Source organism: Curtobacterium sp. SP.BCo, assembly GCF_051903265.1.
Lineage (GTDB): Bacteria > Actinomycetota > Actinomycetes > Actinomycetales > Microbacteriaceae > Curtobacterium.
In genome coordinates, this window is record NZ_CP194337.1 from 671408 (window position 1) to 684174 (window position 12767).

Sequence of the window (12767 nt, forward strand, 5' to 3'; positions counted from 1 at the left end):
CGACTGCGCATGGTGCACCACGTGCAGTCGTCGTCCTGGTGTGCGATCGCGCGGGGTCCGGCGGGGTCGGGCGGCGGTCCTCAGGGTTCCGGAGACAGGGGTCAGGCGGCGCCGAGCAGGCGGTCGGCCGTGCGCAGCGAGAGCGCCATGATCGTCAGGGCCGGGTTCGCGATGAGGGAGCTCGGGAACACCGAGTTGTCCACGATCCACAGGTTCGGCACGTCCCACGACCGACCGGCGTCGTCCACGACGGAGCTCCCCGCGTCCGTGCCCATCCGAGCGGTCCCCACGGTGTGCGCCGTGCGGTCGAGGACCCGGACGTCCTTCCCGCCGGCGGCCTCGACGATCGCGGTCATGGTGCGGACCGCGTGCTTCGTGATGGCCTCCTCGTTCGACCCGGGCGAGAACGTGACGCGGGCCTTCGGCACGCCGTTCGCGTCGAGCTCGTCGGAGAGCACCAGCCGGTTGTCGTCGTACGGCAGGCACTCGGCGTTGATGCCGACGCCCGCCATCCGCGGGTAGTCCTGCAGCGCCCGGACGAGTTCGGCGCCGCGGAGCCCGCCGCCGCGCACGAGCGTGGTCGTCAGGGTGAGCGGTTGCACGCCGAGGCTCTGGATGAGGTACCCGCCGGCGAAGTCGGCGTCGGCCGGGCGGACGAAGTCCTCGGTGATGATCGACGACGGGTACCCGCGGTAGGACCGCATCGACTCGTCGAAGGTCGCCCACACCTGGGTGGCGCCGTGCGCGGTGAAGTTCCGGCCGACCTGCCCGCTGCTGTTCGCGAGCCCGGTGTGCAGGAGCAGCCGCGGCGTCTCGATCCCGCCGGCGGCGAGGACGAGCGTGCGGCACCGCTGCCGGTGGTCGCGGCCGTCCTGGCGGTACACGACCGCCTCGACCTCGCCACGGGCGTCGAGCTCGATGCCGTGCACGAACGCCTCGGCGCGGATCTCGGCGCCGAACGCGACCGCGGCCGGCAGGTAGGTGGTGTCCATCGACACCTTCGCCCCGTTCCGGCAGCCCTGGTGGCACGAACCGCAGGCGACGCAGGCCTGGCGGAGACCGTGGTGCTCCTGGTGCCGGTCCTCGGTGGTCAGGCCGACGGGGGCGTCCGTCGCGGTGATCCCCACGGCGGCGGCACCGCGCATCATCATGTCCGACGAGGCGTTCCGTGCCGGCGGCCCCATCCGGTAGCGGCGCGCGGGGTCCCACGGGTAGTGCGCGGGTCCGGCGACGCCGACGTCGTGCTCCACCTGCTCGATCCAGCCGGTGAGCTCGGCGTGGTCGATCGGCCAGTCCTCGCCCTGCCCGGAGTCCCTGCGGAGCCGGATGTCGTGCTCGGTCGGTCGCGGGGTGAACGCGCCCCAGTGCAGGGTGGACCCGCCGACGCCCGTGCCGCTGTTGTTCGGTCCGAACGCGGTCGGGGCGCTGCCGCCGCTGATCCGCTCGTCCATCCAGTTGATGTCGCTGGGCGCTTCGACCTCGTCCGGGGTGTGGTCGCCCGGCTCGGTGTTCGGGCCGGCCTCCAGCGCCACGACGCGCAGGCCGCGGCGCGCGAGGGTGGCGAGCAGGGGCGCGCCGCCGGCACCGGTCCCGACGACGACCACGTCGACGACCTCGTCCTCGTCGTACCGTCGCTGCTGGTCGAGTCTCATCGTGCTGCTCCCGTCGGTTCCCATGCTTCGCGTCGGTCGGCCCCGAGCAGCAGGAAGCCCTGCTTCCGGAGCCCGTCGCCGCCGTTGGCGAACCCGTCGTAGTCGACCGCGGCCATCGTCGCGGGGTGTGCCATCCACTGCTTGGCGAGGTCGACCGCGGCGTCCTCGGCCCAGGCGCGCAGCTGCTCCGCGTCGAACGGTCCGGACGTCGGCGTGAACCCGCCCTCGGTCACGGTCCGGAGGTCGGTGGCGAGGTGGTCGTCGCCGTGAGCGGCCGATGCCTGGAGCGCGTCGAGCCCGGCACGGTAGGCCTCGACGTCGGCGGGCAGACCGTCGGGACGCCACCCGTCGCCGAGCCCCTCGGCGAGCTGGTCGTCGACGCGCAGGGCGAGGTCGACGGGGCGGTCACCGGGCTGCGGCACGACGACCCGCGCCAGGGCACGGAGCGTGTCGAGCTGTCCGCGGGTGAGGGCGCGCGGTTCCCGGTCGGGGTCGTCCGGGAGCGCCCGGACGGCCAGGATGCCGCGGGTCCGGGCACTGACCCGCGGTGACGCGATCACGCGGGCGGTGTCGGCGGGGACGACCGGTCCCTGGTCGACGCGACGTCGCCAGAAGTCCCGGATGCGGTCGGCGACCTCGTCCGGCTGTTCCCACGGCAGCAGGTGCGCGGCTCCGGGCACGACGTCGAACTCGCCCGCGGTCCAGTGCGGCAGGTTCAGCGAGCGTTGGGCGTCCGGACCGAGGTCGCCGTCCTCGGCACCGGCGAGCACCAGGGCCGGTACCGGGTTCGGCGGGAACACGGTCGACCAGTCCTCCCGGCTGCCGCGCACCAGCCAGTCCGTCCAGGCCTGCGGCACGGCGCGCTGGACGTCCTGCACGGCGCTGGTGTGGGGCTCGGGCGCCAACCGTGACGCGGTGTTCGCGTCGACGAACTCCTCGGCCTCGTCCGGACCGATCTCACCGTCGGCGGCCCAGTCGAGCATGCTCTGCCGGCGGTCCTCGGCCATCGGTTCCGGCGAGAGCGGCGACGCGGCCATCAGCACGACGGCGCGCAGCCCGAACAGGCCGTTCGTGCCGTCGACGGTGCGGGACGCCACGACCGACGCGACCTTGCCGCCCATCGAGTGCCCGACGAGCGCCCAGTCGGTGGCGCCGCTGCGGCCGATCGCCCGCTCGACGAGCACGACCATCTCCTCGACCGTGGTGCCGGTCGCCGCGGTGCTCGTCCCGAACCCGGGCAGGTCGATCCCGATCAGGTCCAGGGTCCCGGCGAGGCGGCTGCGCAGACCCGCGAACTCCTCGGAACTCGAGCCGAGGGCGTGCAGGCAGAACACGGTGGTGGGCATGCTTCGTTCCTACGGTGCCGCGCGGCGTCGCTCCCAGCGGGGTGTACCCCGTCGGACGATGTTTCGGGCGTGCGACGATCTCCTGCGAGGTGGGGACGCTCGCGGGTCCCGGCGATAGGTTCCAGACATGAGTGCAGAGCTGACGCTCGGCGCCGAGGAAGAGCTGCACCTCATCGACCTCGAGTCCGGCCGACTTTCCGCGAAGGCCCCGCGCCTTCTGCCCAAGCTGCCCGCCGACCGTTTCGGCGCGGAACTCCAGCGCACGACGATCGAGACGAACACCCCCGTGGTGCGGACCCTCGACGACCTCCGGCGGGTGATCGTCGACCTGCGCACCGAGCTCAGCGCGGCGATCGCTCCCGCCGGGGTCACGATCGCGGCGGCCGGCACCGCGCCACGGTCCGAGTACGCCGACTTCGAGCTGACCTCCGGCGGCCGCTACGGCCGCATGCAGGAGCAGTACCGGATGCTCGTCGACGAACAGCTCATCTGCGGCCTGCAGGTGCACGTCGGGGTGAGCGACCGTGACCTGGCCGTGCAGATCGCCCAGCGGGTGGCCCCGGTGCTGCCGGTGCTGCTGGCGCTCAGCGCGTCGAGTCCGTTCTGGAACGGCCAGGACACCGGGTACTCGTCGTTCCGGAGCATCATCTGGCAGCGGTGGCCGTCCGCCGGCAGTTTCGGCCGGGTCGCGGACGCCGCCGAGTACGACAAGGTCCTCGACGACCTGATCGCCTCGGGGGTCATCGCGGACAAGAAGATGGCCTACTTCGACGTCCGGCCCTCGTCGCACGCGCCGACGCTCGAGCTCAGGGTCTGCGACGCGACCCCGATCGTCGACGACGCCGTGCTCATCGCCGGGCTGTTCCGTGCGGCCGTCCGCAAGGCGGAGAAGTCGGTCGAGTCCGGTGCCGAGTGGCACCCGCGCAGCGAGCCGTTGCACCGCGCGGCGATGTGGCAGGCGGCACGCAGCGGCCTGACCGGCGAGCTGCTCGGCCTCGGGCAGCACCCGGCGCGCCTGCCCGCCGAGACCGCCGTGCGCCAGCTCGTGTCCCGACTCCGACCGGAGCTCGAGGAACTCGGGGACTGGGGAACGGTCGCCGGCCTCCTCGAGGACACCCTCGCCCGGGGCAACTCCACCGACCGCCAGCGCACCGCTTATGCCGAGCGCGGTGAACTCGACGACGTCGTGGCGTCGGTCGTCCAGGACACCGCCGGCACGCCCTCCGGTCGGACCGAGCACCCCACCGTGACCCTGCCGTCGTACCGTGTCCGCGCCGGTGACGAGGCGGTCGGTCCCGGCGCGCGTCCGCGTCCGGCGTTCCGCGACCTCGCGGTGTTCTTCCGCGACTGGGACGCCGAGACGACGATCGAGCGGTGCGCCGCCCGCGACGCCTGGACCCGGGAGCACGAGGTCGGCTTCGTGGTGGACGGCGGCGTGCAGACGTTCGGGTGCGACCTGGTGCCGCGCACGATCAGCGCCTACGAGTGGAGCCAGCTCGCGGCAGGGCTCGGGCAGCGCGCCCGGGCCATCGAGCTGTTCCTCCGGGACGCCTACGGCGAGCGGCGGATCGTGGCCGACGGGGCGATGGACGAGCACCAGTTCGTCGGCGCGAACGGCTGGGACCCGGACGCGGCGCGCCTCCCCGCCACGGCCGTCCGTGCGCCGGTGATGGGGTTCGACCTGGTGCGCAACGAGTTCGGCGGGTGGCGCGTGCTCGAGGACAACGTCCGCTCGCCGTCGGGCGTCGCGTACGGCATCGCCCTGCGCGAGCTGATGGACGAGGTGGTGCCGGACGCCCCGCGTCCGGCGGACCTGCGCGACCCCGCGCAGGTGACCGCGCTCCTCGGCGACACCCTGCGGACCAACGCCACCGCCGTGACCGGCAACCCAGACCCGGTGATCGCGCTGATCAGCGACGGCCCCGCCGCCGGCGCGTGGTTCGAGCACCGCAGGCTGGCCGACGGGGCCGGGCTGCGCCTCCTGGCCGGCTCCGACCTGGACGTCCGCGACGGCCGGGTCGTCGTCGCGGCGACCGGCGAGGTGCTGGACGGGCTGTACCTGCGGATCGAACGCGACGCGAGCGCCCTGACCGCCGAGCACGCGCCGGACCTCGGCGCCCGGATCCTCGACGTCGCGGCGGCCGGACGCGTGCACCTCGCCAACGCCCCGGGCAACGCCCTGGTCGACGACAAGGCGATGTACGTGAACGTCCCGGACCTCATCTGGTACTACCTCGACGAGAAGCCGCTCCTCGAAGCGGTGCCCACCTACCGGACCAGCATCGAGGGCGAACGCCTGTCCGTGCTCGACCGGGTCGGCGAACTCGTCACGAAGCCCGTCGACGGCGAGGGCGGGCGCGACGTCCTGATCGGCCCGAGCGCGAGCGCACCCGAGGTCGCCGAACGCCGACGCGAGATCGCCGCGAACCCCGCGGGGTGGGTCGGGCAGGAGGTCGTGCAGCTGTCCTCGCACCCGACGATCGGGCCGGCGGGACTCGACCCCCGGCACGTGGACCTCCGGGCCTTCGTGTACGTCACGGGGACGGGGCCGGACGACACCCACCTCGCCGACGTCGCGCTGACCCGGGTCGCGCCCGAGGGCAGCATGGTCGTGAACTCCTCGCGGGGCGGCGGCGCGAAGGACACCTGGATCACCGGAGCAGGACAGACGCAGGGAGACAGCTGATGTGCGGACTCGCGGGCGAGATCCGGTTCGACGGCACGGCGCCGGACGTCGGGGCGGTCGCCCGGATGACCGGGTGCCTGCGGCACCGCGGACCGGACGGCGACGGACTCTGGGCCCGGGGACCGGTCGCGCTCGGGCACCGCCGACTGTCGATCGTCGACCTGTCCACGGCCGGCGCGCAGCCGATGGTGGTGTCACGGCTCGGGCTGACGATCGCCTACAACGGCATGGTCTACAACTACCGGCAGCTCCGCGACGAACTGCACGGCAAGGGGCACACGTTCGACTCCACCTCGGACACCGAGGTCATCGTCGCCGCCTACGCCGAGTGGGGCACCGCGTTCGTCGAGCACCTGATCGGCATGTTCGCGATCGCGATCTGGGAGCACGCCAGCGGTCGGCTCGTGCTGGCCCGCGACCGGCTCGGCATCAAGCCGCTCTACGTCGCGGCGGTGCCCGGCGGACTGCGGTTCGCGAGCTCCCTGCCGGCGATCCTGGCGGGGGACACGTCGGACGCCGGCGGACGCCGCGCCGGGGTGGACACGTCCATCGACCCGGTCGCCTTCGCGTCGTACATGAGCTTCCACTCGATCGTCCCGGCGCCGCGCACCATCCTCGCCGGTGTCGGCAAGCTGCCCCCGGCGACCGTCCGGGTGGTCGAACCGTCGGGCGAGTCCGTCGACACGACCTACTGGCAGCCCCGGTTCGAGCGTGACCCGGCCGCGGCGGACCGGTCCGACGAGGACTGGCAGGAGGCGTTCATCGGATCGCTCCGCACCGCGGTCCAGCGGCGCATGGTCGCCGACGTGCCGGTTGGGGTGCTGCTGTCCGGCGGGATCGACTCCTCGCTCGTCGTCGGGCTGCTCGCCGAGGCCGGTCAGCGGGACCTCGCCACGTTCAGCATCGGCTTCGAGGCGGCCGGTGGGGAGTCCGGCGACGAGTTCGAGTACTCGGACGAGGTCGCACGACACTTCGGCACCGACCACCACCGCATCCACATCCCGTCGTCGCGGTTGCTCGACGGCATCGACGGCGCGGTCGCAGCGATGAGCGAACCCATGGTCAGCCACGACTGCGTCGCCTTCTACCTGCTGTCCCAGGAGGTCTCGCAGCACGTCAAGGTCGTGCAGTCCGGTCAGGGCGCCGACGAGGTCCTGGCCGGCTACGACTGGTACCCGCCGCTCGCCGACGTCCCGCGGGACCAGGCTGCGGAGGCCTACCGGTCGGTGTTCATGGACCGCCGCTGGCCCGCACTGCAGGGGCTGCTCGGGGAACGCTGGCGGAGCGACGACGACACCCCGTCGGCGTTCGTGGACCGCGAGTTCGCACGACCGGGTGCCGAGACCAGCGTGGACGCGGCACTGCGCAGCGACACGACGATCATGCTCGTCGACGACCCGGTGAAGCGGGTGGACAACATGACGATGGCGTGGGGCCTCGAGGCCCGGGTCCCGTTCCTCGACCACGAGTTCGTCGAGCTCGCCGGCGCGATCCCGCCGGCGCTCAAGCTGACCGACGGCGGCAAGGGGGTCATGAAGCGCGCCTCGCGCGGCATCGTGCCCGACAGTGTCATCGACCGCAGCAAGGGGTCGTTCCCGGTGCCGGCGATCCGGCAGCTCGAAGGCCCCTACCTGGAGCGCGTCCGGGTCGCGCTGCACGCCCCGGAGGCGCGGGAACGCGGGCTGTTCGACCCGGCGACGGTCGAACGGATGCTCCAGGACCCGAACAGCACCAGGACCGAGATCGGGGCGAACGCGCTGTGGCAGCTCGGCCTGATCGAGATGTGGCTGCAGCAGCAGGGGGTGCGGTGAACGTGGCGTCCGTCCGGACTGGAGGCACGACACCGGTCGCGTCGTCGGCGCGCGTCGAGCAGGCGGCCGACCTGGGCGAGCGCCTCGTCGCGGCCTGGGGATCGTGGGGACCCACCATGACGCGGAACGCGCGTCGGGTGGCGTTCGTCAGCGACCGGCACGGCACCCCCGAGGTCTTCGTGCAGGACGTCGTCGTCGACGGCGCCCCGCCCGAACCGGTGCGGATCCGGCTGTCCGACGACCCGGTGATCCGGGTCACGTGGTCGTCCGACGGCGAGTGGCTCGCCGTCGCCATCGCGACCGACGGCGGCGTGAAGCAACAGGTGTGGGTCGTGCGTCCGGACGGCAGCAACGCGGCGCAGATCGCCGGTTCGCGGTACCAGCACGCCGAGCTCGGGCCGTGGAGCCGCAGCGGCCACCGGGTCGTCATCACCCTGCCGTCGACCGAGCCCGACCAGCCGGCCCGCTCGTACCTGGTCGACCCGGTCTCCGGCGACCGCGACGACCTCGCCGTCGGGGAGCTCATCCACATCCTCGACCTCTCCGTCGAGGAACGCCTCGTCGTCCTGCGGGACGGGCAGCGCGGACAGGAGTTCGTCGTCGCCGTCGACCGGCTCACCGACGAGAGCCACCCGCTCCTGACCGACCCGCCGGAGGGGTCCGCCGAGATCGCGTTCCTGCGCCCGGCACCCGCCAGCGAGACCAGCCCGCTCGTCGCCTACGTCGCCACCGAGGCCGGGCTGCCCCGCCGCGGACTCGTCGCCCAGCCGGTCGGGCCGCACGGGTGGCGCGGGCGGCCCCGCCGGATCGTCGAGCGCGCCGACGCCGAACTCGAGTACCTCGACGCCGACGACGCCGGCCGGACGCTGCTGCTCGGGTGGAACGTGGACGGCCGGAGCGAGCTCGACCTCATCAACACGCACGACGCCTCGCGGACGCCCGTGCCGGACCTGCCCGGGTACGTCGTCACCGACCCCGTCCTCAGCCGGGACGGCCGGAGCGTCATCCTCGCGGTCGAGGGACCCACCCGGCCGCGCGAGCTCTGGCGGCTCGACACCAACGCGCTCACGTGGAGCCGGGTCACGGACGTGCCCGCGCTGCCGGACGCGGCCCTCGTCGAGCCGACCCTCGAGCGGTTCACCGCGCGCGACGGACTGGAGCTGACCGGCTGGCTGTACCGGGCGGTGGAGCCCGCCGCACCGGCGACCGGCGGCGACCCCGCTGCCGGTGTCGTGCCTCCCGGCCCGCGCGCAGCGATGCTGCACCTGCACGGCGGACCGGAGTCGCAGGAACGACCCACCTTCTCCCCGCAGCACCAGGCGCTCGCCGCGGCGGGGATCACCGTGTTCGCGCCGAACATCCGCGGGTCCAGCGGGTACGGACGCGACTTCGTGCACGCCGACGACCTCGCGCTGCGCTGGAACGCGCTCGCCGACGTCGTGGACTGCGCGCGTTTCCTGGTGTCGGGCGGGTACGCCGACCGCTCCCGGGTCGCCGTCGAGGGTCGGTCCTACGGCGGGTACGCCACCCTGGCGTCGCTCGCGTTCACCCCGGACGTCTTCGCGGCCGGGGTCGCGGTGTGCGGGATGAGCGACTTCGCGACCTTCTACCGGGACACCGAGCCGTGGATCGCCGCCGCCGCGGCGACGAAGTACGGGCACCCCGTCGACGACGCCGCACTGCTGGGGTCGCTCTCCCCGATGCGCGCGGTCGACGACGTCACCGCACCGCTGCTCGTGGTGCACGGCGAGCTCGACACGAACGTCCCGATCGGTGAGGCGCACCAGGTCGTCGCGGCCCTGCGTGCACGGTCGCACGACGTGGAGTACCTGGAACTCGCGGGCGAGGGCCACGAGTACCGGCGGGCGTCCTCACGTGCCGGACTCGTGCGGCGGATGGTGGGGTTCCTGGCCGCACGGCTGCACTAGCCCGCGTCACGCGGCTGCGCTCGACCGCGTCACGCGGTGCAACGATGGCGTGTCCGTCGTGGGCGGGGTCGCAGGATGGACCCATGACCACGAGTGCCGACGCGACCGACCTGACCCGACCCGGCGAGGTCGCCCTGACCACCGCGTCCGATGTCGGCGCGGTCGTGGCACTCGCCCGCCGCCGGTACGCCGCGGCCGTGGTCGCCGACACCACCGGGTGGGCGGACGGCGACCGACGGCGGATCGAGGACCTCGGGTTCCGCGAGGGCGACGCCCGCGGCGCGGCCCTGCGGACGCTCGACCTGTCGGTCGCGGACGACGGCACCCCGACGCGCGTGCTGGACAACCCCGCACTCGCCTCCCTCAACGGCCACCACGCCCGGTTCGCCGAGCGTCGCGGCGAGGTCGCTCGGTACCTGCCCGACGTCTCGGTGTGGACCGGCATCCCGTCGGAGCCCACCGAGCAGGACTGGGACGACGTCCGCGCGCTGCTCGGCCCCGGGGCGGTCTTCGGTGTCGGCGCGTCCGCGGTGCTCCCGGAGGGGTGGACGGCGGTCGAGGGATCCGGCGGCGTGCAGCTCACCGGCGAGACCGTCGAGGGCGCCCCGGACCCCGAGGCGGTCGAGCTCACGCCGGACGACGTCCCGGAGATCCTCGAACTCATCGCGCGCACGCAGCCCGGACCGTTCCTGCCGCGCACGATCGAGCTCGGACGGTACGTCGGCGTCCGGCGCGAGGGACGCCTCGTCGCCATGGCCGGGGAGCGCCTGCACCCGCCGGGGTGGACCGAGATCAGCGCCGTGTGCACCGACGCCGGGTTCCGCGGGCAGGGGCTCGGCCGACGGCTGGTGCTCGACGTCGCGTACGGCATCCGGCAGCGCGGCGAGACGCCGCTCATGCACGCGGCGGCGGGGAACACGGGGGCGATCGGGCTGTACCAGCACCTCGGGTTCCGGTTGCGCGACCGCGGGGCACCGAGGTTCGCGCAGGTGCCCTGAGCGGCCACGTTCGACCGTCGACGGCGCGCGCTGTAGGCTCCCGGAGGCGAAACATCGCCGCCGCGAGAGGGTGGCGGTGCCGAGGGCGGGGAGCCGACGATCAGTACGCGTGTCATGCAGCAGGTCGAGGGGCGCTTCCGGCCGGAGATCCAGGCCCTGCGTGCGATCGCCGTCGGCTCCGTCGTGCTGTACCACCTGTGGCCGAACCGACTGACCGGCGGCTACGTCGGTGTCGACGTGTTCTTCGTCATCTCGGGCTACCTCATCATCGGCCACCTCCTGCGCGAGACGGAGAAGACCCGTCGGGTCGACCTCGCCGGGTTCTGGGCCCGCCGCGTCCGACGGCTCCTGCCCGCGAGCACGCTGGTGCTCGTCGCCACCGCGATCGCGACGTTCGTCTGGGTCCCGCAGGTGCAGTGGGTGCAGTACTTCCACGAGTTCGCCGCGTCCGCCGTGTCCGTGCAGAACTGGGTGCTGTCCGCGTCGAGCATCGACTACCTCGGGGCGGACGACGCCGCGTCGCCCGTGCAGCACTTCTGGTCGTTGTCGGTGGAGGAGCAGTTCTACATCGCCTGGCCGCTCATCGTCCTGGGGGTGCTCGCGCTGCCGCGACGGCGTCGGGGGATCAGCCCGGCGCGACGGGTCTTCTTCGTCCTGGCCGGCATCACCGCCGTCAGCCTCGTGCTCTCCGTGGTGATGACGATCACGTCGCCCTCCACCGCCTACTTCGACACCACGACCCGCGCGTGGGAGCTCGGCCTCGGCGGGATCCTGGCGTTCGTGACCTTCGGTCGGCACAAGCCCCGCCGGGAGGTCGCCGCGTCGATGAGCTGGGTCGGGCTGGCGATGATCGCCGCCGCACTGTTCTTCTTCACCGAGGCGACGCCGTTCCCCGGCTGGACCGCACTGCTCCCGGTGGTCGGGACGATGCTGGTGATCGCCGCCGGCACGCCGCACATCTGGTGGTCGCCGACCCACGCCGCACGGCTCCCGCGCGTCCAGTGGCTGGGCGGCATCTCGTACTCGCTCTACCTCTGGCACTGGCCGATCCTGACGATCGTGCCCTTCGCGCTCGACCACCCGCTCGGCTTCAAGTCGAAGCTCGCGGTGATCGTGCTCTCGCTCGTGCTCGCGACCCTGACGAAGCGGTTCGTCGAGGACCCCGCGCGCACCATGCCGGCGCTCACCGACCGGCGCCCGCTCGTCTCGGTCGTGGCCGGCGTCGCGACCGCGGTGCTTGTGCTCGGGATGTCCACCTCCGTGGCCGCGGCGACGAACGCCACCAACGAGGCACGGGCCGACGCGATGCGGAGCTCGCTCAGTGAGCAGCGACCGTGCGTCGGCGCGCTCGCGGTGGGCGACCCGGACTGTGCGGACCCGAACCGGCCGAACGCCCTCACCGTCCCGGGGGTCGCCCGGTCCGACATCGGCAAGGGCGTCGCGGTGGACGACCCGTGCAAGCAGGGCCTCACGCAGACGGACGTGATGACGTGCCGCATCGGCGACACCGAACAGCCGGTCAAGCGGATCGCGCTCGTGGGCGACTCCCACGCCGGTCAGTACCTCCTGCCGCTCGACCGGTACGGCAAGCAGCACCGCATCGAGTTCGTCACCTACCTGAAGAGCTACTGCGCGGGCCTCGGCATCCCGGGGATCGCCGCGGCGAACAACGGTCAGCCCGCCACCGTCACCAGCTGCGCCACGTGGGGCGCCTCGGTGCAGCGCGACATCCTGCGGTCGACGGACGTGCAGGCCGTGGTCTTCACCAACTACACGCGCGCCTACACCGACGCTCCGGCGCCGTGGCGGTCGCTGACGGCGGACGACTTCGAATCGGTGTGGAAGCCGCTCCTCGCCGGTGGCAAGCAGGTCGTGGCACTCCGCGACGACCCGATCTCCGCCGAGGTGAACGTCCCGCAGTGCGTCGCGCAGCACATGGACGACGCCGACCCGTGCACGACACCGCTGGCACGGGCGCAGCTCGCGGCCGATCAGGACCCGATGCTCCGGGCCGCGGCCGCCGTCAAGGCCCCGGTCGTGGACGTGACCGACCTGTTCTGCACCGAGGGGACCTGCCACACGGTGGTGGGCGGACTGATCGTCTACTTCGACCGGCACCACATGACCGCAGCGTTCGCCGAGACCACGGCCGACATCGTCGGGACGCGGATCGACAAGGCGACCACGCCCCGCCGCGACCGGTAGACCGGGCCCGACGGCACATCCGGCCGCGCTCCGCACAGGCCAGTTCGGGGGGCTTGACCGCGTCGTCACCTGCTCCGCACACTGACTCCGCCACACAAGGGACTGGGTGGCAGCAGGGGACCAGGAGGGTCGGATCGTGCG

At 73.1% G+C, this 12767-nt stretch carries 7 protein-coding genes; 5 read left to right on the plus strand and 2 right to left on the minus strand.

What is annotated here, in order from left to right:
- Positions 1 to 101 precede the first annotated feature (101 nt).
- Both ACRQ4B_RS03245 and ACRQ4B_RS03250 read right to left on the minus strand, forming a co-directional pair.
- Positions 102 to 1652 carry a GMC family oxidoreductase gene (locus ACRQ4B_RS03245; RefSeq protein WP_439693251.1) on the minus strand — a complete coding sequence of 517 codons (1551 nt, stop codon included), beginning with the start codon at positions 1650 to 1652 and terminating at the stop codon, positions 102 to 104.
- A complete protein-coding gene (locus tag ACRQ4B_RS03250; protein WP_439693252.1) occupies positions 1649 to 2998 on the minus strand; it encodes an alpha/beta fold hydrolase in 1350 nt (449 codons plus the stop codon). Before ACRQ4B_RS03250 ends, ACRQ4B_RS03245 begins: the two co-directional genes overlap by 4 nt.
- Before the next feature lie 127 nt (positions 2999 to 3125).
- On the opposite strand from ACRQ4B_RS03250, the gene ACRQ4B_RS03255 reads away from it, so the two are divergent.
- From ACRQ4B_RS03255 to ACRQ4B_RS03275, 5 genes are all read left to right on the plus strand, one after another.
- The gene (locus tag ACRQ4B_RS03255; RefSeq protein WP_439693253.1) at positions 3126 to 5684 is read left to right on the plus strand and encodes a glutamate--cysteine ligase; all 2559 of its coding nucleotides are present in this window, start codon (positions 3126 to 3128) and stop codon (positions 5682 to 5684) included.
- On the plus strand, positions 5684 to 7495 hold the full coding sequence (locus tag ACRQ4B_RS03260) for an N-acetylglutaminylglutamine amidotransferase (protein ID WP_439693254.1): 1812 nt from the start codon (positions 5684 to 5686) through the stop codon (positions 7493 to 7495). The genes ACRQ4B_RS03255 and ACRQ4B_RS03260 overlap by 1 nt, the downstream gene beginning before the upstream one ends.
- Positions 7468 to 9423, plus strand: coding sequence for a S9 family peptidase (locus ACRQ4B_RS03265; protein ID WP_439693255.1), 1956 nt, complete (start codon positions 7468 to 7470; stop codon positions 9421 to 9423). The genes ACRQ4B_RS03260 and ACRQ4B_RS03265 overlap by 28 nt, the downstream gene beginning before the upstream one ends.
- A gap of 83 nt (positions 9424 to 9506) precedes the next feature.
- Positions 9507 to 10421: a GNAT family N-acetyltransferase gene (locus ACRQ4B_RS03270; protein WP_439693256.1), complete on the plus strand. Its 915-nt coding sequence runs from the start codon at positions 9507 to 9509 to the stop codon at positions 10419 to 10421.
- Positions 10422 to 10535: 114 nt separating this feature from the next.
- Positions 10536 to 12626 carry an acyltransferase family protein gene (locus ACRQ4B_RS03275; RefSeq protein ID WP_439693257.1) on the plus strand — a complete coding sequence of 697 codons (2091 nt, stop codon included), beginning with the start codon at positions 10536 to 10538 and terminating at the stop codon, positions 12624 to 12626.
- Positions 12627 to 12767 lie beyond the last annotated feature (141 nt).

Excerpts from the sequence above, each read along its gene's own strand:
- ACRQ4B_RS03245 (WP_439693251.1), bottom strand. The coding sequence starts at position 1,652 with ATGAGACTCGACCAGCAGCGACGGTACGACGAGGACGAGGTCGTCGAC.
- ACRQ4B_RS03255 (WP_439693253.1), top strand. The coding sequence starts at position 3,126 with ATGAGTGCAGAGCTGACGCTCGGCGCCGAGGAAGAGCTGCACCTCATC.
- ACRQ4B_RS03260 (WP_439693254.1), top strand. The coding sequence starts at position 5,684 with ATGTGCGGACTCGCGGGCGAGATCCGGTTCGACGGCACGGCGCCGGAC.
- ACRQ4B_RS03250 (WP_439693252.1), bottom strand. The coding sequence starts at position 2,998 with ATGCCCACCACCGTGTTCTGCCTGCACGCCCTCGGCTCGAGTTCCGAG.
- ACRQ4B_RS03270 (WP_439693256.1), top strand. The coding sequence starts at position 9,507 with ATGACCACGAGTGCCGACGCGACCGACCTGACCCGACCCGGCGAGGTC.
- ACRQ4B_RS03275 (WP_439693257.1), top strand. The coding sequence starts at position 10,536 with ATGCAGCAGGTCGAGGGGCGCTTCCGGCCGGAGATCCAGGCCCTGCGT.